The following is a 25,921-nucleotide window of genomic DNA, read 5'->3' on the forward strand; positions in this document are numbered from 1 at the left end:
TTCCCACGCTGTGGGACCGCCTCTCACGATATAACTCCCTGCGCAACCGACCGACAGGTATGAGCCACGACGCCACCGCCGCCTGCGACGGCTGGGACGGTGCCGAGTGCGAGGGGACGCCCCACTGCCCGCCGCGCTGTCCCCGGTTCGTCGACAAGGAGGGGGCGCGCTGGACGATCCGACCCGCGGTCGACGCGGACGAACCGTTCCTCGCGGAGATGTACGAGCGGTTCCACCGCACCGACCGCGCGCAAGGGCTCCCGCCCGCGAGCCGGCGTCGGTGCGTCGAGTGGATCCGCTCGATGCTCACCGAGGGGAACAACATCGTCGCGGAGCGCGACGGCGAGATCTTCGGGCACGCGATGTACACGCCGACCGACGCCGCAGTCCCCGAACTCGCCGTCTTCGTCCACCCCGACGCGCAGGACCGCGGCGTCGGAACGGAGCTGTGCCGACACGTGATCGCCAACGCCGCGGCCGCGGACCGCGACGGGATCGAACTCCACGTCGAGACCGGTAACCGCGTCGCGCGGAACGTCTACCGGACGGTCGGGTTCGAGGTCGCGGAGCGTCGCGGGGACCTCCGGATGCGGCTCGACCTCGACGACCCGATCGCCGCCGAGGTTCGCTGGCCGCCGCTCGCCCGGGAGGGCTCCGCGGAGCCCGCCGTCGAACTCTCGCCGACCGAGAGCGGAGGCGAACGCTCTCCGGCCGACGACTGAGATCGACCGACGACTGCGATCGACCGACGACTGCGATCGACCGACGACTGCGATCGACCGACGACTGCGATCGACCGACGACTGCGATCGACCGACGACTGCGATCGACCGACGACTGCGATCGACCGACGAACCGCGCCGCCCTCCGGCGCTCGAACCGCCCCCACCGCAACCGTTAGGCCCCGCCGACCCCAGTGTCCCGTAACCGTGGACGACGCCATCGAGTGGCTGCGAAATCGCCCCTTCTACGAGGGACAGATCGCCGACCACCGGCGGCTCCCGGCTCGCGAGCCCGAGTTCGCCGCCGTCGACCTCGAACCGCGGCTCGCGGACGCCCTCGCGGACCGCGGGATCGACCGACTCTACCGTCATCAGGCCGACGCGATCGAGGCGGTCCGCGACGGCGACGACGCCGTCCTCGCCACCGAGACGGCCAGCGGCAAGTCGCTCGCGTACACCGTGCCCGCCTTCGAGGCCGCGATGGACCGCGGCGCCCGAACGCTGTATCTCGGGCCGCAGAACGCGCTGATCGCCGACCAGGAGGAGTCTCTCTCGGAGCTCGCCGCCGACCTCGGCTTCGGCAGCCGCGTCTCCGTCGACTCCTACACCGGGCGGCTCTCGCGGTCGGAGAAGCGCGACGTGCGCGACCGCCGCCCGACCGTCCTCCTCTCGAACCCGGACATGCTCCACTACGCGCTGCTGCCGTACGCCGGACGCCTGTGGGACTGGTTCTTCTCCTCCTTAGAGTACGTCGTGATCGACGAGGTCCACAGCTACCGCGGCGTGTTCGGCTCGCAGGTCGCCCTCACGCTCCGACGGCTCGCCCGGACCTGCGAGCGGTTCGGCGCCTCCCCGCAGTTCGTCTGCTGTTCGGCGACGATCAACAACCCCGTCGACCACGTCGCGACCGTCACGGGCCGCGACCCGGACGGGATCGCCTTGGTCGACGAGGACGCGTCCGGGCGCGGCCCGCGCGACTGGGTGCTGTGGAACCCGCCGGAGTACGACGACAACTGGCAGGAGCGCGGCAGCGGCCGCCGCAAGTCGAGCCACACGGAGTCGAAGCGGCTGTTCGTCGACCTCGTGACGGCGGGCGCACAGACCCTCGCGTTCACCCGAGCGCGACAGACCGCCGAGCAGTACGCGACGGACAGCGCGAGCGACCTCCGCGAGCGGGGCGAGCGCGACCTCGCCGGGAAGGTGAGCGCCTATCAGGCGGCGCTCACCGACGACCGTCGCCGCGAGATCGAAGCCGACCTCCACGCCGGCGACCTGCGGGGCGTCTGGTCGACGAGCGCGCTCGAACTCGGCGTCGACGTGGGCGGGCTCGACGCGGTCGTCCTCGACGGCTACCCCGGCACGCGGATGTCGGCGTACCAGCGCGCCGGTCGGGCCGGTCGCGGCGACGACCCGGCCTTGGTCGTGATGGTCGGCGGCGAGGACCAGCTCGACCAGTACCTGATGCGCAACCCCGCCGACTTCTTCGACGCGCCGCCCGAGGACGCGATCTGCGACCCGGCGAACGGCCAGCTGATGCCCGGGCACGTCGCCTGCGCGGCCGACGAGAGCTGGCTCTCGCCCGAGGACGAGCGGTTCTTCGGCGACTCCTTCCCGGGGGTCGTGGCCGACCTCACCGACGAGGGCGTCCTGAACCGGCGCGAGGCCGCGAAGGGGACGCGGTGGGTTCACGCGGGCGGGTCCAGCCCGCAGCAGTCCGTGAACCTCCGCACCGCGGAGGAGCGGGAGATATCGCTGATCGAGCGGTCGAGCGGCGAGACGGTCGCGACGCTCGGGTTCGCCGACGCGCTCCGCGACGCCCACCCCGGCGCCATCTACCACCAGCAGGGCCGCACCTACGAGGTGGTCGAGCTGGACCTCGACCGCGACGTCGCCGAGCTCCAGCAGTCGTGGGCCGACTACTACACGCAGGTGCGCTCGGACAAGGACATCGTCGTCAACGACGACCTCGACGAGCGCGCGCTCTCGGCGCGCCCCGACGTGCCCGTCCGGTTCGCGGACGTGACCGTGACGGAGCAGATCACGGGGTTCGTCCGGAAGGACGCCGCGACGGGGGAGTCGCTCGGCGAGTCGACGCTCGACCTCCCGGAGACGACGCTGCGGACGAAGTCGCTGTACTTCCCGGTGCCCGAGGACGTCGAGCGCGAGATGCGCCGACTCGGCGATGCGCTCGACGGCGACGGCGCGGGGGCGGAAGGCGGGGCGGCCGGCACCGACGGCGGCCTCCCGGGCGACGGGTCGGACGGCACCGACGGTGAACCGATCCCGGGCGGCGAGCACGCGTTCAACGGCGGCATCCACGCCGCCGAACACGGGATCATCTCGCTGTTCCCGTTCCACCTGCTGTGCGACCGGGCCGACGTCGGCGGCATCTCGACGCCGCACCATCCCCACACCGCGGGACCGGCGGTGTTCGTCTACGACGGCTACCCGGGCGGCGTCGGACTCACGCGACGCGGGCACGACCGGATCGAGGAACTGATGACCCGGACGGCGCGGCTCATCGACACCTGCGACTGCGAGGGCGGCTGTCCCGCCTGCGTCCAGTCGCCCCACTGCGGCAACGGGAACGACCCGCTCGCGAAGGCGCCGGCGGTCCGCCTCTTGGAGGCGCTGACCGGGACCGACGCCGCGTGACTGGTCGGAGACGCGCCGCCGCGGTGCGACTGCCCGGCCGGAAAGGCGTCACCGCGGCCTGAACATCCGGGCGGAAAGGCGTCACTGCGGCCTGATTCTCCGGCCGGAAAGGCGTCGCCGCGGCGCGCTCAGTGTCAGGCGCCGCGCCGACCGGCGACCGAGCCGCCCGATCGACCGCCGAGCGAGGCGACGCGCGACGGCGAATTGTCCTGATCGACCTGTATATTTATGTGGGGCGGACACACACGGACAATCGTTAACAATGGTAGCTCCAAATTCGGATGACGGAAACAACCGAAACCGTACCGGAGATGCGAAGGCGAATTCGGAAACCGGATCGCCGGTCCGACGGCGGCGGTTCCTACAGGCCGCCGGCGCCGGGACGGCGGTCGCGCTCGCCGGCTGTTCCGGGGGCGGCGGCGACAGCGGACCCGTGACTCTGGGCGCCGCGTACATCCTCTCGGGATTCGCGTCGCTGTACGGCGAGGAGGCCGAGCGAGGGATCGAGTTCGCGCAGTCGCGGATCAACGATAACGGCGGTATCGACGGCCGCGACCTGGAAGTGCTCGTCCGCGACACCGAGGCCAGCGGTGACACGGCGATCCAGCAGATCCGCAGCCTCGTCCAAGAGGACAACGTCGACGGGTTGTTCGGCCTCGACTCCAGCGGCGTCGCGCAGGCCGTGGCGCCGCAGATCTCGCAGCTCCAAATGCCGTTCATGATCACCCACGCGGCGACTCCGTTCGTCACCTCGCCGCAGGGCGAACACGAAGACTCCGTCGGGAACGAGTACGTGTTCCGCGACTCCAACAGTCTCGCACAGGACATTTACGGGGCCGCGCGCGTCGCTCAGGAGCTCGACGCCACCGAGTGGGCGACCATCGGTCCGGACTACGCGTTCGGGTACGAGACGTGGGACTACTTCCAGGCGTACTGTAACGGGCTCGGCGTCGACGCCGAGTTCACGGCCGAGCAGTTCCCGGCGCTGGCGACGAGCGACTACACGCCCTTCATCAGCTCCATCCTCGACGCCGACCCGGACGCGGTGCTCACCCCGCTGTGGGGCGCCGACCTCACGACGTTCATCGGGCAGGCCGAGGACGCGGGCTGGTTCGACCAGATCGACCACACGCTGTTCAGCGTCGGCATGGGGACGGACTACCCGAGCGACGGCAGTCCGCTCCCGGAAGGCGAGTACGCCTCCACCCGCTACGACCCGTTCGTCCCGGACAGCGAGACGAACAACTCGTTCCGCGAGGCGTACTACGAGGAGTACGGGTCGCTCCCGACGTACAACGCCGAAGGGGCGTACCGCGCGCTCTACCTGTACAAGGAGGCGATCGAATCGGCCGGGAGCACGGACGCCGACGCGCTCGTCGACGAGTTCACCGGCATGGAGCACTCCGGTCCCGTCGGCGACTACCAGTTCAGCGAGACGAACCAGGCGACGGTCGCGTCCATCTGGGGGACCGTCACGTACGACGACGAGTGGGAGAGCAACGTGCTCGATCCCGTGAACCGATACGACGCGGGTCCCGACGTGCTGTCGGAGGCGCTCGGCGACTCCGACCTCCCGACGGGTATCTAACCCCGCGCCGTCCCCATGAGTTTCACATCCCTCGTTCCACTGATCGGTATCTCCGATGTCGTCATCGGGCTGAGCCTCGGCAGTCGGCTCTTCCTGATCGCCGTCGGGCTGAGTCTCATCTTCGGTGTCCTCGGCGTGCTCAACTTCGCGCACGGCGGGTTCTACATGCTCGGTGCGTACGTCACCCTCGCCGTCGTCTCGAACGTGATCGACAACTTCTGGGTCGCCGCCGCCGCGGGCGCCCTCGCGGTCGGCGTCGTCGGCGCCGCGATCGAGCTCTCGGCGATACGGCGGCTGTACAATCGCGTCGACTCGGATCTCGATCAGCTCATCGTCACGTTCGGGTTCGTGCTCGTGATCCACGAGACGGTCCGGTTCATCTGGGGCTCGGGGTCGTACTCGATCGACCCGCCGGACGTGTTCAACTTCTCCGTGGCGCTCGGCGGGAGCACGTTCAACGCCTACCGGCTGGTCGTCATCGGCTTGGCCGTCGCGGTGCTGGTCGGACTCTGGCTGTTCATCACGCGCACGTACTTCGGCTCGTTGGTCAGGGGGACGTCCTCGGACCGCGAGATGGCGGCCATGCTCGGCGTCGACGTGCCCCGACTCTACACCGGGGTCTTCTTCCTCGGTAGCGTGTTGGCCGGGCTCGGCGGCGCCCTCTCGGCGCCGCTACAGGCGACCAGTCCGGCGCTCGGCGACCAGGTGATCATCGACGCGTTCATCGTCGTGGTCATCGGCGGACTCGGCTCGATGAGCGGCGCCTTCGTCGGCGCCATGCTCATCGGGATGATGCAGAGCCTCGGCCCGCAGTTCATCAGCGCAGGCAGCATCGCGATTCCGTTCCTCGCTATGGTAATCGTGTTACTCCTCCGTCCGGAGGGACTGTTCGGGGGGATCGGCGAATGAGCGCGACCGACACCGGCGGCCGAGTCAGTCAGTTCGGCTCGGCCGTCGCCGAGGGGTGGACCCGCGAGCGGTTCGGCCTCCTCGGCGCCGTCGCGCTGATCCTGATCGCCTTCGGGCCGCCGTTCCAGGTGTACCTCTTCACCGACTTCCTCGTCGTTGCCCTGTTCGCGCTCGGGTTCAACCTGCTGTACGGGTACACGGGGCTGCTCTCGTTCGGTCACGGCCTGTTCTACGCGGGCGGCGCCTATGGGATCGCGATCGTGTTGCGGGACCTCGGACCGGTGTTCGCCGACGTCGTCGGGGCCGGGATCTCGCCGCTCGTCACTTTCGTCGTCGGCGGGGTCGTCGGGCTCGCGCTCGTCGTCGTCGTGGCCGTCCCCGTCGGGTGGCTCAGCGTCCGGTTGGAGGAGATCTACTTCGCGCTGATCACCCTCGCGTTCGGGATGTTGGGCTACTCGCTGATCATTCAGGACCCGGCGGGGCTGACGAACGGAACCGACGGCGTCATCGTCCTGCTCGGGACCGTCGACCTCGGCGGCGTGAGCATTCGGGTCGGCGGCCGGCGGCTCTACTACGTGATCTCGGCGATCACCGTGGTCGCGGCGACGTACGGGGTGTGGCGGATCGTCAACTCCCCGTTCGGGACCGTCTGTAAAGCGATCCGCGAGAGCCCCGACCGCGCGGGTGCGCTCGGTATCGACGTCAGACACCATCGCTGGATGACGTTCATCGTCTCGGCGGCGATCGTCGGGATCGCCGGCGTGTTGCGTGCGGGACTCGCCAGCGTCGCGTCCCCGGGGCTCACGCACTGGTCGACGAGCGCGATCGCCGTCATCGCGACCGTGATCGGCGGCGCGACCTACTTCTCCGGTCCGATCGTGGGCGCGTTCATCTTCCTGTACATCCGGTGGGGGATCAGCCGGTTCCCGGCGCTGGAGGCGTACTGGGAGCTGTTCTTCGGCGCACTGCTCATCGCCGTCGTCCTGTTCTTCAAGCAGGGCGCCGTCGGCGGCCTCCACCTGCTCCGCGACCGGCTGGTCGGGGACGGAGGCGGTGGCGGCGCCGCCGAGGCCGGCTCTCGGGCGACCAGCGCGCCGGACGAAGCGACCGAATCGAGCGACGACGACGCGCGGACCGACAGAGGTGATACCTCGTGACGACCGTCCTCAAGACCGAAGATCTCCGCAAACAGTTCGGGGAACTGACCGCCGTCGACAACGTCTCCATCGAGATCGACGACGACAAGATTACCAGCATCATCGGGCCGAACGGGGCCGGGAAAACCACGTTCTACAACCTGTTGACCGGCGTGCTCCAGCCGACGGCGGGTTCGATCTGGCTCCGGAGCGGGGACGGGGACGAACTCGTCGACGTCACCGACGCGGAGCCCCACGAGGTGGCACAGGCCGGGCTCTCGCGCTCGTACCAGATCACGAATATCTTCGAGGGGCTCACCGTCCGAGAGAACGTCCGCGTCGCCCGGATCAGCCACGAGGGGACCCGCCTCGACTTCCGATCGCGCGCGACCGGCGACGAGTCGGTCGAGGCCGACGTCGAGGAGCTGTTGGAGCTCACCGGACTCACGCACATCGCGGACACGCCCTGCGACACGCTGAGCCACGGCGAAAAGCGGACCGTCGAGATCGCCTTGGCGCTCGCCATCGAGCCGAACGTGTTCCTGATGGACGAGCCCACCGCGGGGATGAACCCGACGGAGGTCGCGGAGATCGTGTCGCTGATCCGGGAGCTCGACGCCGACCTCGACGCCACGTTCGTCGTGACCGAACACAACATGGACGTGGTCACCGACATCTCCGACCGGATCGTCGTGCTCGCCGAGGGGGCGATCCTCGCGGACGGGACGCCGGAGGACGTGCTGACGGACGAACGGGTGACCGAAGCGTACCTCGGAAGTGATAGCGTATGACGATACTCACGGTCGACGACATCAACACGTACTACGGCAACAGCCACGTGCTCCACGGGGTCTCTCTCGAGATCGACGAAGGAGAGGTGGTGACGCTGCTCGGACGCAACGGCGCGGGGAAGACGACGACGATGCGCTCCATCGTCGGCGCGTCACCCCCGCGCTCCGGGTCGATCACCTACCGCGGCGAGGAGATTTCGGGGCTGTCGTCCGACGAGATCAACGGCCTCGGGATCTCGCTCGTCCCGGAGGACCGCCGGGTGTTCCCCACCCTGACCGTCCAAGAGAACCTTCGGTTGGCGCACAACTTGGCGAGCGACCCGCGACCGGTCGAGGAGATGTACGAGCTGTTCCCCGCGCTCGACGATCTCAGGGGTAGCAACGGACGGAACCTCAGCGGCGGCGAACAACAGATGGTGTCAGTCGCCCGCGCGCTCGTCCAAGCGCCCGACGTACTGCTGTTAGACGAGCCGACCGAGGGGCTCGCGCCGGTGATCGTCGACGATCTCAAGGAGATCGTTCAGACGGTCGTCGACCAGAACGTCACCGTCCTGTTGACCGAACAGAACGTCGACTTCGCCTTCGATCTCGCCGAGCGAGGGTACATCATGGACACCGGAGAGATCGTTTTCGACGGCACCGTCGAGGAGATTCGCGACCGCGAGGACCTCCTCGAAACGTACCTCTCCGTGGGGACCGCCGATGCCTGAGGAACTCACGCTCCGCCCGTTCTTCTGGCGGGCGACTCGGCTCTTCCCGGAGACGGAGGTGGTCTCGCGGACCCACGACGGGGTCGACCGGTACACCTACGCCGACTTCGGCGACCGCGTCCGGCGGCTCGCGGCCGCGCTAGCCGACCTCGGTGTCGAGCCCGGCGACCGCGTCGGGACGCTCGGGTGGAACACCCACCGCCACCTCGAGGCGTACTACGCGGTCCCCCTCTCCGGCGCACAGCTACACACGGTGAATCTCCTGCTACAGGACGACAACGTCGAGCACATCGTCAACGACGCGGCGGACGACGTGCTGATCGCCGACCGCGACGCAGTGTCGATCCTCGACCGCCTGTGGGACCGGATCGACGGCGTCCGCGAGGTCGTCGTGATGGACGACTCGGTGCCGGAAACGGAGGCGGAACTGCCGCTGTCGGCGTACGAGGAACTGATCGCGGACGCGGAGCCGACGACGTCGTGGCCGTCGCTCTCCGAGGACGACCCGGCCGGGATGTGTTACACCTCCGGGACGACGGGAAAGCCGAAGGGCGTCGAGTACACCCACAAGATGATCTACGCCCACGCGATGATGGTGATGACGCCCGCCGCGCTCGACATCGCCGAAGACGACGTGGTGATGCCCGTCGTCCCCATGTTCCACGTGAACTCTTGGGAGTTCCCGTACGCCGTGACGATGGCGGGCGCGAAGCAGGTGTATCCCGGGCCGTCTCCGGACCCCGCGGACCTCGTCGATCTGATCGAGTCCGAGGGCGTAACGCTCACCGCGGGCGTCCCGACGGTCTGGATCGACGTGCTCGATCACTTGGACGAACACGGCGGCGACCTCTCCTCGCTCGAACGCATCGTCGTCGGTGGCAGCGCCGCACCGCGGGAGGTAATGCGTCGGTACGAGGACGAACACGACGTGACGATCGAACACGCGTGGGGGATGACCGAGACGATGAGCATCGGGTCCGTCTCGCGCCCGACGTCGGGGATCTCCGGCGGCGACCGCGAGGCGGAGCTCAACAAGCGAGCGAAACAGGGATTGCTCTCTCCCGGTCTGGAGATGCGGGTCGTCGGGGACGACGGCGAGCCGATAGCCTGGGACGGCGAGTCGTTCGGCGAGCTGCTCGTCCGGGGCCCGAGCGTCGTCGGGGAGTATTACAACCGCCCGGAGGCCAACGAGACGGACTTCGTCGAAGCCGACGACGGCGGCGCTCGGTGGCTCCGCACCGGCGACATCGCCACCGTCGACGAGGACGGGTACGTCGAGGTCGTCGACCGCGCCAAGGACGTGATCAAGTCGGGCGGCGAGTGGATCTCCAGCATCGAGTTGGAGAACGCCCTGATGGCGCACGACGACGTCGCCGAGGCGGTCGTTATCGCGGCCCCGCACGAGCGCTGGCAGGAGCGTCCACTGGCGTTCGTCGTGCCGAAGGCGGGTCGCGAGATCGACGTGGAGTCCGTCCGGGCGTTCCTTGAGGAGGAGTTCCCGCGCTGGTGGCTCCCGGACGACGTTCGGTTCCGCGAGGAGATTCCGAAGACCGCGACCGGGAAGTTCGACAAGAAGACCCTCCGAGAGACGGTCGAGGAGCCGGAGCTCCCGTACGCACCGGGCGAGGGAGGTGACGAATGACCGGCGACGACCCGGCTTCGGCCGACCTCGCCTCGATGCCGGACGACGCCCTCCCGGACCTCTCGGGGAAGGTCGCCGTCGTCACCGGCGGCGGGCGCGGGATCGGACGCGCTATCACCCTCGGGATGGCAGCGGCGGGGGCGACGGTCGTCCCCTCGGCGCGGACCGCCTCGGAGGTCGAGGTCGTCGCGGACGAGGCCCGCGAACTGGGCGTCGAAGCGCGCGGGATCACCGCCGACGTGACCGTCGACGCCGACGTGGAGTCGTTGGTCTCGGAGACCGTCGACGAGTTCGGTTCGCTCGACGTCCTCGTCAACAACGCCGGGTTCAACCCCGGCGACGCGCTCGGCGACCCGACCGAGATCGAGTCCGACGCGGTCGACGGGGTGCTCGACGTGAATCTCCGGGGCTCGTTCCGAACGCTCCGGGCCGCCGGCCCGCACCTACGCGAGGCCGGCGGGAGCGTCGTCAACGTCGCCAGCGTGGCGGGAGAGGTCGGCCTCCCGAGGCAGCACCCGTACGTCGCCTCGAAGCACGGACTCGTCGGGCTGACGAAGAGCGCGGCGATGGACTGGGCACCGTCCGTGCGGGTGAACGCGGTCGCTCCCGGGTACGTCGCGACCGACCTCACGGAGACCCTCCAGGAGAACGAGCGGCTTCGGCGTTCGATCCTCGACCGGACGCCGCTCGACCGCTTCGCGGAGCCGATGGAGATCGCCGGCCCGGTCGTCTTCCTCGCGAGCGACGCGGCGAGTTTCGTCACCGGCGAAACGCTCGCCGCGGACGGCGGGTGGACGGCGCGGTAACGGGGTACTCTCTCGCCTCGCTACCGCCGTAAACGGTCCCCGGCGCCCGCCGGCGTGGGCTACAGCCGGTCGGTGTCGCCTTCGACGTACGCGAGCGTCCGCGCCGCGAGCTCGGGCACCTGCGTCTCCATCTTCGGGTACAGCGGGTCGTCGCTGTCGCCGTTCAAATGCCGCGCGAGGAACATCTCGCCGAGCCCCGCCATCTTGTACGCCGCGAGCGCGCGGTAGAACCGCTCGTGAGCGAACTCGCGTCCCGTCGCCGCCTCGTACCGCTCGATCAGCTCTTCGCGGGTCGGATACCCCTCGGAGGCGGTAAACGTCGACATCAGGTCGGGCATCGCCGGGTCCGGGTCCCCCTCGTCGTACCAGAACAGCAGCAGCCAGCCGAGGTCGGCGAGGGGGTCTCCGAGCGTCGACAGCTCCCAGTCGAAGACGGCCACGACCTCCGGCGGCGTTCCGGGGCCGTACATCACGTTGTCGAGCTTGAAATCGCCGTGGACGAGCGTCTCCGGGTGATCGTCCGGAACGTTGTCGGCGAGCCAGTCGCCGACGGCGACGAGGTCCGGTACCGCTCTCACCGACTCGGTCGTCCCGAACGCCCACTCGAGCTGTTCCGTCCAGCGTTCGACCTGCCGGACCGTGTACCCATCCGGGCGACCGAACTCGCCGAGGCCGATCGCCTCGTAGTCGACCGCGTGGATCGCCGCCAGCGTGTCGACGAGTTCGGCGCCGATTTGCTCGCGGGCGACCGGGTCGGCGAACCGATCCGGCTCGGCGTCGCGTAGTACGTCGCCGTCGGTGCGTTCCATCACGTAGAAGTCGCTCCCGAGCACCGCGGCGTCGTCGCAGGCACGCAGCGTCGGCGGAACCGGCACACCGGTGTCGCCGAGCGCGTCGACGACGCGGTACTCCCGGAGCACGTCGTGGGCCGTGTCGGCCGTCTCGCCGGGCGGCGGTCGCCGGATCACCAGCTCGCGGTCGCCCCACGTGACGAACAGCGTCTCGTTCGAGTGGCCCTCGGCGTGGCGCTCGACGTCGAACGCGCCGGCCGGACCGAACGCGTCGGTCAGGTACGCACGGAGGGCGTCGGCGTCGACCAGCCGGTCGAGGTACTCGGGATCGCTCATCCGCGGCGGGCCCCCGGACGACTCGTCTCCGTTCGTCGTCGTCTGAACGGGTGCGCCGCCGATCGGCTCGCCCCCGCTCGTCGTCCGGTGGGTCGGCCCCCGTCGACTCGGCGTTCTCCGAGGCGGACTGTCGCCGCTTCACCGTCCGAACGGATTTCGGTCACAGTCCCGAATATGGATAACATTGTAAATCTTTGTGCGCTACCCAAACGGTTATATTCGGGGCTTATAGCCTTTTGGGGAGGTCCGGACGGAAAATCTATTTACATTGCTAAATACGGGTGTGTATGGAGTACGACGATATCGGGCGCGGACCCGCGGTCGCCGAATCGGTCAGGGAGTTCATCGAGGAGACGGTGCTCCCGGTCGAGCGCGAGTGGCTCGGGCGGGGACCGATCCCCCCCGCGGAGGTCGAGGCGCTCCGCGATGCCGCGCGCGACAGGGGGATCTACGCCCCGCAGGTCGACGAGGAGTACGGCGGGCTGGGACTCGGATTCCGCGAGATGCTCCCCGTCTTCGAGGAGGCGGGCCGCAGCCTGCTCGGGCCGACCGCGCTCCGGTGTGCGGCGCCCGACGAGGGGAACATGCACACGCTGGAGATCGCGGCGACGGACGACCAGAAGGAGCGCTGGCTCCGGCCGCTGGCGGCCGCCGAGATCGACTCCGGGTTCGCGATGACGGAGCCAATGCAGGGCGGCGGGTCGGACCCGAAGATGCTGGCGACGACCGCCGAGAAGGACGGCGACGAGTGGGTGATAAACGGCCACAAGTGGTGGACCACCGGCGGGCTGGACGCCGATCTCCTCTTGACGTTCGCGCGCACCGACCCGGACGCGCACCCGTACGCCGGCTGTTCGGTGATCCTCGTCCCCGGCGACGCCGACGGCGTCGAGGTGATCCGGAACGTGCCGCACCTCGGCGAGGGGCTCGTCGGGACGACCCACGCCGAGATCCGGTTCGACGACGTGCGCGTCCCCGTCGAGAACACGCTCGGCGAGGAGAACGAGGGGTTCACGCTCGTGCAGCGTCGACTCGGTCCGGCCCGCCTCACGCACTGTATGCGCTACGCCGGGATGGCCGACCGCGCGCTCGACATCGCGACCGCGTACCTCTCCGAGCGAGAGGGGTTCGGCGAGCCGCTCTCCGAGAAGCAGGGCCCGCGCTTCCGTATCGCCGACCGCCGGACCGAGCTCCACGCCGCTCGGACGATGGTCCGCCACGCCGCCGGCCGGATCGCCGACGGTCACGAGGCCCGCATCGGGGTGGCGATGGCGAAGACGTTCGCGGCGAACGCCACGCAGGAGGCGATCGACGACGCGCTCCAGTTCTGCGGCGGCAACGGGATCGGCTACGACCTGCCGGTCGCGCGGTTCCACGAGAACGTCCGGCAGTTCCGGATCGTGGACGGCGCCGACGAGGTCCACCGCCGCACGATCGCTCGCGACGCCTTCGAGGACCCGCCGACCGAGGAGCTGGAGCCGATCACGCGGTTCGGCGAGTTCGACTGAGCGCGCCGCGAGTCACTCCTCGTCGTCTTCCTGAAACACCTCGAACAGCTCCGGGTCGGTGCCGAACTTGAGGACGTTCGTCACGACGGAGTTTCGGAGGTTGTTGACGAGCTCGCCGTACTCCTTGTAGAACTCGTGGATCCACTTCGACTCCTGTTCGCGGTCTTGGAACATCATGATGGTCTTCCACTGGTAGTCGCCGTCGGAGAGGAAGTACATGAACGTGTGACGGCTCGACCGGACGTGTTCGAGCGCGTCCCGCCAGTTCTCCTCGAACCCCTCGGGGTTGAACTGGAACTCGAAAAGCGAGAAGAACAGCTGCTCCTCGTTCGGCACCACCGCCTCGCGGAACACGCCCTCCTCGCGCATCCGTCGGATCGACTCGTTGACCGTGACGTGCGAGACGTCGATGTCGTGTTCCTCGGCGAGGAGGTCCCGGAGCTCCCGGGACGTGATCTGCGGATCGCGGGCGAGCTCTTGGAGGATGATCGTGTCCCGCTCCGAGAGGTTCCAGTCGGACGGTCGTGTCTCGGCCATGCTCCGGTGAACGTGGAGGCGTCACGGTAATCAGTATTTGGACCGGACGCGCTCGCCCGAACCCGACGCCCGCGGCGCTCGGGAGTCTCGTCCCCGCTCTCGATGGCCTCGTCCTCGCCCTCGGTCGGTCGCTCCCTGCTCGACCGCGTGAGCGTCCACGGACGACCGGGACCCCGACCGGAACCGGAGGCGAACTCGAACCCGCGATCCCGGTGGTTTCACGGTGGACGCGCCCGTGGCGATCCCATGGAGCTGTTCTGGCACCGACGGGACCTCAGAGTCGCGGACAACGTCGGGCTCGCGGCCGCGACGGGAACCGCCGACGCCGACGCCGACGCGGACAGGGGGCCGGCCGCGCCCGTCTTCTTCTTCGATCCCGACGTCCTCGACCACGCGAGCGACGTGCGGGTCCGCCGCCTGCTCGACGGGCTCGCCGCGCTCCGTGACGACTACCGCGATCGCGGGAGCGACCTGCTCGTCGCGCGCGGCGACCCCGAGACCGTCCTCCCGCGCCTCGCCGACGCGCTCGGCGCCGAGCGCGTCGTCTGGAACCGCGACTACTCCGGGCTCGCCCGCGAGCGCGACGCCGGGGTGCGGCGCGCGCTCGACGCGGTCGACGTCGAACGCGAGGCGCACCACGACGCGGTCCTCCACGACCCGGACGCGATCCGGACGAATGCCGGCGACCCGTACTCGGTGTACAGCTACTACTGGAAGAAGTGGACCGACCGCGCGAAAGAGGACCCGGCGCCGACGCCCGACGCCGAGGGGCTCGCCGCCTCCGACCGGCTCGCGGACGCGGTCGACGAGGCGGGCGCGACCGAGGGAACGCTCGCCGACGGCGGCGGGGCGACTGCGGACGCCCCCGCCGACGCCGGAGTCGTCGACCTCGCGGTCGGCGACCTCCCGACGCCCGCCGACCTCGGGTTCGCGGAGCCGGACGCCGAGATCGGGGCGGCCGGGACCGCGGCCGCCCGCGAGCGCCTCGCCGACTTCCTCGACGAGGCGGTGTTCGCCTACGAGGCCGAGCGCGACTACCCCGCCCGGGAGGCGACCTCCCGGCTCTCGTCGTTCCTGAAGTACGGCGAGATCGGCGTCCGGGAGGCGTACGCGGCCACGGAGGAGGCGATGGCGGAAGCGGAGTCGGACGCGCGCCCGGACGACGCCCCCGAGCAGGTCGAGGAGTACCAACAGCAGCTCGCGTGGCGCGAGTTCTACGCGCAGGTGCTCTTCCACAACCCCGAGGTCGTCGCCGAGAACTACAAGGCGTACGAGGAGGGGATCGAGTGGCGCGACGACCCCGACGAGATCACGGCGTGGAAGCGCGGCGAGACGGGATACCCCATCGTCGACGCCGGGATGCGCCAGCTCCGCGCGGAGGCGTTCATGCACAACCGCGTGCGGATGATCGTCGCCTCCTTCCTCACGAAGGACCTGCTCGCGGACTGGCGCCACGGCTACGACCACTTCCGGGAGCGGCTGGCCGACCACGACACCGCCAACGACAACGGCGGCTGGCAGTGGGCGGCCTCGACGGGGACCGACGCCCAGCCGTACTTCCGCATCTTCAACCCCATGACGCAGGGCGAGCGCTACGACCCGGACGCGGAGTACATCAAAGAACACGTCCCCGAACTCCGCGGGGTCGACGCCGACCTGATCCACGAGTGGCACGAGCTGTCGCCGACCCAGCGCGCGAACGCCGCCCCCGACTACCCGGAGCCGATCGTCGACCACTCCGAGCGCCGCGAGGAAGCGCTGGCGATGTACAAGCGAGCGCGCGGCGAGGACCCCGAGGCGGACTGAGCGGGACTCGGCGCGTCGCGGTCGCCGCCGGCGTCGCGGTCGCCGCCGGGGCTCGACCCGGTGCTCACGTCCGTTCCGGCGCTCACGTCTGACCCGGTGCTCACGTCCTGCCCGCCCGCCGAGCGCGTCACTCGTCGTCGCGTGCGGCGGTGACCGCGCTCACCAGACCGGTCACCGGGAACGAGTCGTCGTAGTCGAACGACGCGAACACCGCGTCGTACCGGTCCGACGGGAAGAGGAACACCGCGAGGCCGTCGAAGAAGAGCGTCTGGGCTCGGTACTCGCTCCGCCCCACGAGCCGCTTGAAGTCGTCGCCGGTGATCTGGTTCGACATCACCAGCTGGTACGCCTCGTCGAGGTCGGCGTCGGAGTAGCGGTCCGCCACGTCTTCGCGGACGTGTTCGATCTCGAACGAGACGCTCCGGAGGTCGGCGACGACGCGAGGCGTGGGCCCGTCGAACGCGAGGATCGCCTCGGCGATCGGTGACATACCGCCACCGTTCGCCGGCCGACCTCATAAATGGCTCCAACCGCGGCCGAGCGGGCTCGCCGGTCAGAACAGCGCCTCGCTCCCGTCGAGGACGCGCGCCGGCCCGCCGACCTCCCAGACGTCGGTGTCGACGCCGATCTCCGCGATCCGGCCCTCGACCTCGTCGACGTGGTCCGCCAGCGTGTTGACGTACACCGACGCGCCGGTGTCCGTCGAGAAGTAGACGGGGACGCCCGACTCCCGGAGTTCGCGCACCGCGTTGAACACGGCGATCGTCTCGGGCTGCCAGTACACCCAGCCCGCCGGGCCGGTCATCGTCGTGGCCGTCAGCGACAGCGAGTCGTGTTCGGCGGTCTCGAAGATCCGGTCGAACTCGCCCGCGCGGAGCGCGTCGGTCATCTCGACCAGCTGGTCCTGGACGTGGGCGGTCCGCGCCTGCATCATGTGGCTCGCGGCGGCCTCGCGGTGGGCCTCCTCGGTCTCCTTGTACGCGGGGACGTGCGCGGCGACGATCCGGAGGTCCTCCTCGGGGTCGAACCCGTCCTCGCTCACGCCCGTGTCGAGCCGGTAGGAACGGCAGTCCTCGTCGTTGAGCCCGGCGTCGAGCCGTGAGTAGGCGCCCGTGACGGCGCGGGCCGCCGACGAGGAGCCGCGGCGGGCGACGGTCGAGACCTCCGGGAGCGTCATGTCGAGCCCCGCGGCCTCCACGAGGGCGAGCGCGGCGGCCGCGAACCCGGACGACGAGGAGCCGAAGCCAATGTTCGACGGGAAGGAGTTCTCGCTCTCCAGCCGCACGGCGGCGTCGACGCCGGCCAGCTCACGGACGTGGTCGACGACGGTGTCGATGCGTTCGGCCGCGCGCCCGTCCACTTCCTCATCGCCGATGACGTAGGCGTCCTCGCTCGCGTCGGGCTGCCACTCGACGGTGGTCGTCGTCGCGGTCGGGGCGGTACAGAGGCTGATGCTGTCGTGGTACGGGAGCCGAAGTTCCTCGTCGCGCATCCCGTGGTACTTGACGAGCCCCTGGATCGGGTGGGCTCGCGCGGTGGCCTTGCCTGTCATACCTCGGGAAGCGTCCGGCGGGGGATTAGTCGTTGCGATGGGCCGGCACCGGCAGGGGGTCGTGCCGAAGCGGCGCCGGGACGATACGAACGTTTGAAACAGTTTTATACTCCCAAATCCCATTATTAAATTGAAAAATGATCGAGACGCGCTCGGACGACCTCCTCGACGCGGGCGAACGCCCGGTGCTCGTCGTCGGGGACGACGAGGAGGTCAGAGAGCGGCTTGGTCACGTTCTGAAGGCGGTCCGATCGTCGGACGCGGTGATCGCGGCCCATCCCTCCGAAGCGCCGGTCCCGGGCGAGGACGCCGAGGTCGCCGGGGTCGTCTACCTCACGCCCCCCGACGGCGGCACGTTCCCGTGGGACGAACTGGCGGCGCCGCGCGCGACGGACGGCGGCCCCGCGGGAGAGCGGGCGGTCCCGTTGCTCTCGGCGGCCGTCGACGCCGACCGCTGTCCGGTGGTCGTCGTCGGTCCCGACGTGGACGCGGCGGCGGCCTACGAGGCGGGCGCGACCGAGGTCGTTCCGCTCTCGGTGGCCGACCACGCCGAAGCGGTCGCCGAACAGATCGCCGAGACAGTCGACCGTCACCTGGACCGCGGGCTCGCGGGCGACCTGCTCGACGAGACGAACGACGGGATGGTCGTCCACGACCCGGAGACGGCCGAGATCGTCGAAGCCAACGACCGCTTTTACGAGATGCTGGGGTACGACCCCGAAACGGCCGACGTTCGCCTCGACGACCTCACCGGTCACGGCGAGTTCACGACCGATCGGGCGGTGTCCCGGATCCGGGACGCGGCCGACGGGTCGCCCTCCACCTTCGAGTGGAAGGATCCGACGAACGACGGCAGCGACCTCTGGGTCGAGGTCAACGTCGAGGCCGCGACGCTCGCGGGCGAGCGGTACGTCGTCTCGTCGGTTCGAGACATCAACGACCGGAAGGAGCGAAACCGTGAGCTGGAGGCGAGCCGCGAGCGGTTACGGCGGCTTCAGGAGATAACGAGCGACCCCGACAGCGACTTCGACAAACAGCTGCAGTCGCTGTTCGAGTTCGGCGCGGAGCAGCTCGGCGTCGACATCGCGTACCTCGGCGAGGTCGACGAAGAGGGGGAGCGGTTCCGGGTCGCGCACGCGTACGGCGACCACCCGCTCCTCCGGGCCGGCGCCGAGAGCGACCTCGCGGAGACGTACTGCCGGTGGACCGTCGATTCGATCGGCGAGGCGACGTACGCGACCGAGTCCGCGGAGGAGGCCGACGGCGTGCGCAACGCGGCCTACGAGCGGTGGGGGCTGGAGTGTTACCTCGGCGCGAGGATCACGGTCGACGGGTCGCTGTACGGGACGCTCTGTTTCGCCGACGACGACCCGCGTACGGAGCCGTTCTCGGAGACCGAGCGCGCGCTGGTGGAGTACATGGCGCAGTGGCTCGAACAGGAGCTGGAGCGGCGGACGTACATCGAGGAGGTCGAGACCGCGGGGCGCCGCCTCGAAGACACGTTCGAGCGCGTGGCGGACGCCTTCTTCGGCGTCGACGAGGAGTGGCGGATCCAGTACGCCAACGAGGCCGGCGCGGAGGTGCTCCGGCAGGCGATGGGCGAGGAGTACGACGACGAGGAGCTGATCGGCAAGATCCTCTGGAAGGAGATCCCCGAGGTGGCCGACACCGAGTTCTACGACCGCTACCACGAGGCGATGCGTACGCAGGAGCCGGTGACGTTCGAGGAGCGATACGAGCCGATGGACACGTGGTTCGAGGTGCGCGCGTATCCGGACCCCGACGGGCTCTCCGTCTACTTCTCCGACGTGACGGACCGGAAGGAGCGCGAGCGCGAGCTGTACATCCTCGAACGGGCGATACAGGAGGCGTCGATCCCGATCGTGATGGCCGACCCCCACGAGCCCGACGCGCCGCTCGTCTTCGTCAACGAGGCGTTCGAGGAGCTCACCGGGTACGACGCGAGCGAGGCCGTCGGCCGGAACTGCCGCTTCCTCCAGGGCCCGGACACGGATCCGGAGTCGGTGGCCGAACTCCGGGAGGCGATAGAAAACGAGGAGACCCTGGTAACGGAGATCCTGAACTACACGGCCGACGGCAGGCCGTTCTGGAACCGGATCGAGCTGACGCCGATCTACGACGAGGACGGCGAGCTCCTCCGGTACCTCGGCAGCCAGTACGACGTGACCGAACGGCGTCGGAACCGCGAGGTCAGGCGGCAACTGCTCGCGACGACCCGCGACCTGATGGACGCCTCTACGCCGGGCGAGATTGCGTCGATCGTCTCCGACGCCGCCGTCGAGGTCCTCGAACACGACCTCAACGCCGTCTACCTCTTCGAGGACGAAGAGCCGACGGGCCGGCCGGAGCCGACGGTCGTCTCCGAGGCGGTCACCGAGTCGCCCGCCGACCTCGCGGCGGGGGCCGACCGTGGCCTCCTGCGGCGGGCGCTCGACGAGGGCGAGCCGGTCGTCGTCGACGACGTGGCCGAGCACGAGGACGTACCGACCGCGGCGGTCGCACCGGTGCGTTCGCTCCTGTTTTTACCCCTCGGGGAGAGGGGGGTCCTCGTCGTGGGCAGCGGCGACGTGTCGTCGTTCGACGCGGCCGAAACCGACCGGGCGGAGCTCCTGACGACGAACGCGGGACGGGCGCTCGACCGGACGGAGCGCCGCGCGGAGTTGGAACGGTACGAGACGCTGTTCGAGACCGTTCAGGACAAGCTGTACGTCGCCGACGCGGACGGCTACGTCGAGATGGTCTCCGAGCCCCTCGCGGACGCCGTGGGGAAGCCGCCGGCGGACATCGTCGGCGACCACCTCTCGGAGTTCGTGACCGAGGACACGGTCGCCGAGGGGCAGGGACTGGTGTTCGACCTCCTCGTGACCCCCGACGCGACCAGCAGCGTGTACGAGGGGGCGCTCCGTCACGTCGACGGCACGGAGCGACCGGTCGAGATCGAGATGTCGCTGCTGCCGTACGACGACGGGTTCCGCGGGACGGTCGGCGCCGTGAGAGACATCAGCGAACGCCGGCGGCGCGAGGAGGAGCTCGACGTCTTCCAGCGGGCCATCGACGAGGCGGGGATCGGCGTCGCGGTGTACGACCGGAACGGTCGGTTCGAGTACGTCAACGAACACTACGCGCAGACGCTCGGAACGACGCGGGAGGCGCTCGAACGGACCCCGGTTTGGGAGGTCGTGAGCGACATCGACGCGGACGCGTTCGACGCGTTCTGGTCGTCGTTCGCTCCCGACGAGACCCGTACCAACGAGACGGAGCACAGGCGGACCGACGGGTCGACCCTCCCCGTCGAAACCGTCACCACGGCGGTCGAGATCGACGGGGAGCGCCACCACGTCGTCACGGTCCGCGAGATCACCGGCCGACGCGAGCGGCGACAGCAGTCCGAGGTCCTCCACCGGATCATCCGGCACAACCTCCGAAACGACCTGTCGGTCATCCTCGGCCACGCGGACATACTGACGTCGACGCTCGACGGCGACGCGGCGGACTCGGCGGCGACGATCCTCGAGACGGCGGAGGACCTCCGCGGACTCACCGGCGCGGCGACCGACGCGGCGGATCTCATCGGCGGCGACATCGTCAGGAAACCGATCGACGCGGTCGAGGTGCTCCGTGAGGAAGTCGACCGGATCCGGGCCGACTCCGACGCCACGGTCCGGACCGACCTCCCCGAGGAGCGGTACGTGCTCGCCGACACCCCACTCAAGATGGCGTTTCACCAGCTGCTCGCGAACGCCGTCGAACACAACGACGCGGAAGCGATCGAGATCGGCGTCCGCGTCTCGTCCGCCTCGGACCGCACCGGCTGGTGTACGATCGAGATAACGGACAACGGGCCCGGGATCCCGGAGTACGAACTCAACGTGTTGACGGCGGGCGAGGAGACCTCGCTGAAACACGGAAGCGGGGTGGGACTCTGGATCGTCTACTGGGCGGTGACCCGATACGGGGGAGAACTCGACTTCGAGGAGTCGCCCTCCGGCGGCAGCACGGTCCGGATCGAACTCCCGGTGGCCGACCCCCCGGAGAACCGATGACCGGCGGTCGAGGGGAGGCGATCGTCGCGGCCCGCCCGCCGGACTCACGTCCTCACCCGTCGTCACGACTAAATATCGGGGCGGGATAGGGGGCCACCATGGTTCTCCGAGAGCGGGTCACGTACGGTCACGGCCTGCTCGCCGTCAGCCTCGCTCTCCTCTGTGTCCCGCTTTTCGACATGTGGGACGACGTCGCCGTTCAGGGAGACACGGTGCTTTCGACCGTCCTCGAAAACTCCGTGTTCCTCGGGCTCTGCGTGCTGTTCGTGGGACTGAGCGCGTGGCTGCTGCGAAGCGACTGGGACGAGCGCTACGTCCGTATCGTCGCCCGTTGGTCCGCGCTCGGGACCCTGTCCGTCGCGGCCGTATACGCTTGGGTCCTCGGGTTTCAGGCGCTGGTCCAAGGCGAGCTGAAGCCGTACGTCATCGCCGCCGACGGGGTCGTCATCGGCGGTATCGTCCTGTTCGCCGCCGGCGTGTACAACGCCCGGAGCCGGATGGAGGGCGACGCCCTCGCGGTCGAGCGCGACCGCGTCGCCGCCCTGTTCGAGAACACCTCCGACGCCGTCGCCGCGGTCGCGCTCGACGGCGGAACCGCGACGGTGACGGAGGCGAACGACGCCTTCGCGACCGCGTTCAGGACCGACGCGGAGTCGGTCGTTGGCCGCCCCGTGACGGCGGTGCTCGCCGACGCGACGGCGCCGGTCGAGCGCGAGCGCGACGGCGACGCGCCGATCGGCGCCGACCGCGACGAGGCGCCCGTGGAACGGGTCGATGACGTCGTCGGCGACCCGGACGACCGCGCCGAGGTCCGGTTCGACATCGGCGGGACCACGCGGGACTTCATCGTGACCTACGTCCCGGTCGGGGAGCCGTCCGCCGCGGCGCGCAGCGCCTCCGGGTTCGTCATGTTCACCGAGATCACTGCCCAGAAGGAGAGGGAACGGCAGTTCGAGCGGATCGGAACGGGGAGTGACGACCTCATCGAAACGCGGTCGGTCGACGACGCGCTCGGCGTCGTCCGGGAGATCACCGCCGACCTGTTCGACGGCGCGTTCGTCGGCGTCTGGGAGCACGACCGGTCGACAGACAGCTACCGGCCCCGACGCCAGACGGCGGCGGACGGCGGCGACGCGGAACCGGCGCTCCCGACCTTCGACGCGAGCGGGGGCGAGGTGGACCTGATCGGGGGAGTCGACGCCACGGACGGCGTCTCCGAGTTCGACCCCGACGAGCTGGCGACCGTCTTGGCGGAGCGTGGCCACGCGGTCGAGACGACGCTCGTCAGGCGGATCACGGACCGGCACTTCCTCGTCGTCGCCCGCGCCGACGAGACGGTCTCGCAGACCGAGTCGTACCTGCTCGACCTGCTCGTCGCCAACGCGCGGACGGTCGTCCAGCGTATCGACCGGGAGGACCGCCTCGAACGTCGGAACGACCAGCTGGAGTTCGTCAACAGCCTGCTCCGACACGACATCCAGAACTCGATGACGATCATCAACGCCCGGGGAGAGGTGTTGGCCGACGCGACGGAGGGGAAAGAGGCCGACTACGCGGACACGATCGTCGAACAGAGCGACGACGTCAGCGCGCTCATCGAACGGTTCCGGACGCTGTTGAACGTGTTAACGGAAGACGAGGTGGCGTTGGAGTCGGTCGCGGTCGGGCCGATCGTCGACGACCGGGCGAACGTGACGAGTTCGATGTATCCGGGGGCGACGATACGCGCCGAGGCGCCGGACGGCGTCTCGGTCCTCGCGAACGAGACGCTCGAGAACGTCCTCGACAACCTGATCCGGAACGCCGTCGAACACAACGACACGGACTCGCCCACCGTCGAGATATCGGTCACCGAGGCGGAACACTCGGTCACGATCGAAGTCGCCGACGACGGTCCGGGCGTCCCTGAGGACGAGCGGGACGTGGTGTTCCGGCGCGGCAACCGCGGACTCAAGCAGGCCGGCATCGGCTCCGGGTTCGGGCTCTTCTTCGCCGACACGCTCGTCGACGCGTACGGCGGGTCGATCGCGATCAGGGACAACGAGCCGCGGGGCGCGGTGTTCGCCGTGACGCTCCCGAAACCGGACGGGCCCAGTGGCGATTCGGCGTCCTGACTTCCGGACGCGTGCCGCGGCTCGTTGTCGCCCGTTATATATACCCGGCGCGAGAGGGTTTTCACGATCCGACAGGTGTTGCTCGATGACAACTACTGAGCCCCCGGTCGTCCTCGCTGTCGACGACGACGAGAAGCTGCTGGAGACATACGAGATCTGGCTGTCGGCCGACTACGACCTCCGGACCGCGACCGGGGGCGAAGAGGCCTTGGCGAAGCTGGACGAGGCGGTCGACGTGGTCCTCCTCGACCGGTTGATGCCCGACCTCTCGGGCGACGACCTCCTCGAAGCGATCCGGGACCGCGACGTCGACTGCCGGGTGGCGATGGTCACCGCGGTCGAGCCGGACCTCGACATCGTCGAGATGCCGTTCGACACGTACGTCGCCAAGGCGATAGACGAGTCGACGATCAGGGAGACGATCGAGCGCCTCCTCGCCCGGGCCGACCACGACGACCGACTACGCGAGCACTACGCCGTCGCGGAGAAGCTGGCGACGCTCGAACGCCGGAAGCCGGAGTCGGAGCTCGCCGCCAGCGCCGAGTACCAGGACCTGATCGACCGGTTCGAGGAGCTCGACTCGACACTGGCGGACACCGGGGAGTCGCTCGACAGGGACGACATCGTGAGCGAGATCGCACGGGCGGAGCCGGCGGATCGCATCGACGAGGCTGCGGACCACCCCGAGGACAAGCCATGACCGACATCGCCGCGTCACGACCGTACGAACTGCTCGACGACGAAGACGGCGACGCGCCGCTGACGATACCCGCGGGGAGCAGCGTGCTCGTCACCGCGTCCGGTCACGGCGGGCAGCGCTTCATCGAGGAGCAGCTGGGTCGCGGGGCCCGGAACGGCGAGCAGACGCTGGTCGTCACGACCGACGACGCCGCCGGGACCGTTTCCGACGCCGTCGCCGAGGCGGCGGGCGTCGAGCGGTCCGGCCTCGCCGAGCGCCTGCGCGTCATCGACTGTCAGACCGATCGGATCGCCGCCGACAGCGAGCCGATCGTCACCCAGAACGTCGACACGCCGCGAGCCCTGACCGACATCGGCATCGGGTTCAAGGAGGCGTTCGACGAGTTCGAGGCGGCCGACCCGGACCGGATCAGGGTCGGACTCCTCTCGCTTTCCGTCGTGCTCTCCTACGTCGACCGCGAGACCGTCTACCGGTTCTGTCAGACGCTCTCCCGTGCGATCCGACAGGAGAACGCCGTCGGATTCTTCCTCCTCACCACCGCGGCCCACGACGAGGAGACGGAGAACACCCTTCGGCGAGCGTTCGACGGGACCGTCGAGGTCCGGGACGAGGACGGCATCTCCGCGCGCGTCGTCGGCATCGACGGGGTCTCGGCCGACTGGCGTTCCGTCGACGACTGAGTGGCCTCGCCGCGGCGATCCGCCCCCGACTTCCGTCCCCGCGCGGGCGACGCGATCGAGGGGAACCCTTTTTGACGGGTCGGCGGGTACTCCGCGCTATGACCGAGTACACCGTCGAGTTCGTCGGCACCGGCGAGACGATCGAGGTGGCCGACACGGAGACGATCCTCAGCGCCTGCTTCGAGGAGGGGATCGCCCAGGAGTACTCCTGCCGCGTCGGGATGTGTCTCGCCTGTTCCGCCGAGATAATCGAGGGCGAGGTGACCCAGCCCGCGGCCCGCGGGTTCACCGACGAGGAGGCGGAGAACTACGCGCTCACCTGTATGGCCCGCCCGCAGTCCGATCTGAAGCTCGACCGCGGGAAGTACCCGCCGAGCATCGAGGACGACGCGGCGACCGCGGCGGGCGAGGGCGACGGCGCGGCCGCGGACGACGACTGACCGTTCGCCGATCGCTCCTCTTACTCGACGCGCTCGAACCGGTGTCGGACCACGTCGGCGTCGTCGTCCCACTCGAAGCTGCCGCCGTGCGCGCGGACCATGCGCTCCTTGTACGCCGAAAGCGACGGCGACCCCTCGCGTTTGGCGTCTTTGTCGGTCATGTCGCCGAGCGTGCGCTCGGTTACCTCGGTCAGTTCGAAGGCGACGCCGTCGACCTCGAAGGTTTCACCCTCGCCGCCGTACCGGTTCCCCCGGTGGAGCTGTGTCACGTCCCCGTCGAGGGCGGCCTGCTTCACGCGGTCGTTCGGGAGCAGGTCGCTCGGATCGTTGTCGGACATGGCCGACCGTTGGGTCCGGATCGATTTATAAGCGGGGACGCGGCCCGGGCGGCTCGGGAGCGTGCGAACGATCCCCGCGTTCTGCGAATCTCGAAA

At 69.4% G+C, this 25,921-nt stretch carries 21 protein-coding genes; 16 read left to right on the forward strand and 5 right to left on the reverse strand.

Annotated features, from left to right (window positions below; genetic code table 11):
- Positions 1-59: 59 nt before the first annotated feature.
- From EXE46_RS03330 to EXE46_RS03370, 9 genes are all read left to right on the forward strand, one after another.
- A complete protein-coding gene (locus EXE46_RS03330; protein WP_137687079.1) occupies positions 60-722 on the forward strand; it encodes a GNAT family N-acetyltransferase in 663 nt (220 codons plus the stop codon).
- A 207-nt stretch (positions 723-929) separates the two neighbouring features.
- Positions 930-3,377 carry a DEAD/DEAH box helicase gene (locus EXE46_RS03335; RefSeq protein ID WP_137687080.1) on the forward strand — a complete coding sequence of 816 codons (2,448 nt, stop codon included), beginning with the start codon at positions 930-932 and terminating at the stop codon, positions 3,375-3,377.
- Between the two features lie 262 nt (positions 3,378-3,639).
- Entirely contained in the window at positions 3,640-4,965 is a 1,326-nt protein-coding gene (locus EXE46_RS03340; RefSeq protein ID WP_137687081.1) for an ABC transporter substrate-binding protein, read from the forward strand.
- Positions 4,966-4,980: 15 nt separating this feature from the next.
- The gene (locus EXE46_RS03345) at positions 4,981-5,874 is read left to right on the forward strand and encodes a branched-chain amino acid ABC transporter permease (RefSeq protein ID WP_137687082.1); all 894 of its coding nucleotides are present in this window, start codon (positions 4,981-4,983) and stop codon (positions 5,872-5,874) included.
- Positions 5,871-7,031, forward strand: coding sequence for a branched-chain amino acid ABC transporter permease (locus EXE46_RS03350; RefSeq protein ID WP_137687083.1), 1,161 nt, complete (start codon positions 5,871-5,873; stop codon positions 7,029-7,031). Before EXE46_RS03345 ends, EXE46_RS03350 begins: the two co-directional genes overlap by 4 nt.
- Positions 7,028-7,801 (forward strand): ABC transporter ATP-binding protein, encoded by a 774-nt coding sequence (locus tag EXE46_RS03355; protein ID WP_137687084.1) that lies wholly within the window; start codon positions 7,028-7,030, stop codon positions 7,799-7,801. The genes EXE46_RS03350 and EXE46_RS03355 overlap by 4 nt, the downstream gene beginning before the upstream one ends.
- Positions 7,798-8,511 carry an ABC transporter ATP-binding protein gene (locus tag EXE46_RS03360; protein ID WP_137687085.1) on the forward strand — a complete coding sequence of 238 codons (714 nt, stop codon included), beginning with the start codon at positions 7,798-7,800 and terminating at the stop codon, positions 8,509-8,511. Before EXE46_RS03355 ends, EXE46_RS03360 begins: the two co-directional genes overlap by 4 nt.
- Positions 8,504-10,153: a long-chain fatty acid--CoA ligase gene (locus EXE46_RS03365; protein WP_137687086.1), complete on the forward strand. Its 1,650-nt coding sequence runs from the start codon at positions 8,504-8,506 to the stop codon at positions 10,151-10,153. The genes EXE46_RS03360 and EXE46_RS03365 overlap by 8 nt, the downstream gene beginning before the upstream one ends.
- The gene (locus EXE46_RS03370) at positions 10,150-10,959 is read left to right on the forward strand and encodes an SDR family NAD(P)-dependent oxidoreductase (protein WP_137687087.1); all 810 of its coding nucleotides are present in this window, start codon (positions 10,150-10,152) and stop codon (positions 10,957-10,959) included. The genes EXE46_RS03365 and EXE46_RS03370 overlap by 4 nt, the downstream gene beginning before the upstream one ends.
- 59 nt (positions 10,960-11,018) lie before the next feature.
- Here EXE46_RS03370 and EXE46_RS03375 read toward each other — a convergent pair whose 3' ends face one another.
- On the reverse strand, positions 11,019-12,086 hold the full coding sequence (locus EXE46_RS03375; RefSeq protein ID WP_137687088.1) for a phosphotransferase family protein: 1,068 nt from the start codon (positions 12,084-12,086) through the stop codon (positions 11,019-11,021).
- Between the two features lie 287 nt (positions 12,087-12,373).
- Between EXE46_RS03375 and EXE46_RS03380 the strand changes: the two genes are divergently transcribed.
- The gene (locus tag EXE46_RS03380; protein ID WP_137687089.1) at positions 12,374-13,594 is read left to right on the forward strand and encodes an acyl-CoA dehydrogenase family protein; all 1,221 of its coding nucleotides are present in this window, start codon (positions 12,374-12,376) and stop codon (positions 13,592-13,594) included.
- A gap of 12 nt (positions 13,595-13,606) precedes the next feature.
- Here the strand turns inward: EXE46_RS03380 and EXE46_RS03385 are convergent, their stop codons facing one another.
- Complete coding sequence (locus tag EXE46_RS03385; protein ID WP_137687090.1) at positions 13,607-14,131, reverse strand: winged helix-turn-helix domain-containing protein; 525 nt, start codon at positions 14,129-14,131, stop codon at positions 13,607-13,609.
- Positions 14,132-14,377: 246 nt separating this feature from the next.
- On the opposite strand from EXE46_RS03385, the gene EXE46_RS03390 reads away from it, so the two are divergent.
- Complete coding sequence (locus tag EXE46_RS03390) at positions 14,378-15,937, forward strand: deoxyribodipyrimidine photo-lyase (protein WP_137687091.1); 1,560 nt, start codon at positions 14,378-14,380, stop codon at positions 15,935-15,937.
- A 127-nt stretch (positions 15,938-16,064) separates the two neighbouring features.
- Here the strand turns inward: EXE46_RS03390 and EXE46_RS03395 are convergent, their stop codons facing one another.
- On the reverse strand, positions 16,065-16,427 hold the full coding sequence (locus EXE46_RS03395) for a hypothetical protein (RefSeq protein ID WP_137687092.1): 363 nt from the start codon (positions 16,425-16,427) through the stop codon (positions 16,065-16,067).
- Between the two features lie 63 nt (positions 16,428-16,490).
- Complete coding sequence (gene mvaD / locus EXE46_RS03400) at positions 16,491-17,489, reverse strand: phosphomevalonate decarboxylase MvaD (RefSeq protein WP_137687093.1); 999 nt, start codon at positions 17,487-17,489, stop codon at positions 16,491-16,493.
- Positions 17,490-17,626: 137 nt separating this feature from the next.
- Here mvaD and EXE46_RS03405 point away from each other — a divergent pair, with 137 nt between their 5' ends.
- The 5 genes from EXE46_RS03405 to EXE46_RS03425 all read left to right on the forward strand — a co-directional run bounded on the left by EXE46_RS03405 (position 17,627) and on the right by EXE46_RS03425 (position 25,487).
- Positions 17,627-21,553, forward strand: coding sequence for a PAS domain S-box protein (locus EXE46_RS03405; protein ID WP_137687094.1), 3,927 nt, complete (start codon positions 17,627-17,629; stop codon positions 21,551-21,553).
- Between the two features lie 98 nt (positions 21,554-21,651).
- Positions 21,652-23,667: a HAMP domain-containing sensor histidine kinase gene (locus EXE46_RS03410; protein WP_137687095.1), complete on the forward strand. Its 2,016-nt coding sequence runs from the start codon at positions 21,652-21,654 to the stop codon at positions 23,665-23,667.
- Between the two features lie 85 nt (positions 23,668-23,752).
- Positions 23,753-24,367 (forward strand): HalX domain-containing protein, encoded by a 615-nt coding sequence (locus EXE46_RS03415; protein ID WP_137687096.1) that lies wholly within the window; start codon positions 23,753-23,755, stop codon positions 24,365-24,367.
- Positions 24,364-25,047 carry a hypothetical protein gene (locus tag EXE46_RS03420; protein ID WP_137687097.1) on the forward strand — a complete coding sequence of 228 codons (684 nt, stop codon included), beginning with the start codon at positions 24,364-24,366 and terminating at the stop codon, positions 25,045-25,047. Before EXE46_RS03415 ends, EXE46_RS03420 begins: the two co-directional genes overlap by 4 nt.
- 98 nt (positions 25,048-25,145) lie before the next feature.
- Entirely contained in the window at positions 25,146-25,487 is a 342-nt protein-coding gene (locus tag EXE46_RS03425) for a 2Fe-2S iron-sulfur cluster-binding protein (RefSeq protein ID WP_137687098.1), read from the forward strand.
- A gap of 20 nt (positions 25,488-25,507) precedes the next feature.
- On the opposite strand, the gene EXE46_RS03430 is transcribed toward EXE46_RS03425, so the two are convergent.
- On the reverse strand, positions 25,508-25,825 hold the full coding sequence (locus tag EXE46_RS03430; RefSeq protein ID WP_137687099.1) for an ASCH domain-containing protein: 318 nt from the start codon (positions 25,823-25,825) through the stop codon (positions 25,508-25,510).
- Positions 25,826-25,921: the final 96 nt, after the last annotated feature.

The organism is Halorubrum sp. GN11_10-6_MGM, from assembly GCF_005435165.1.
In the GTDB taxonomy this organism is placed as follows: Archaea; Halobacteriota; Halobacteria; order Halobacteriales; family Haloferacaceae; genus Halorubrum.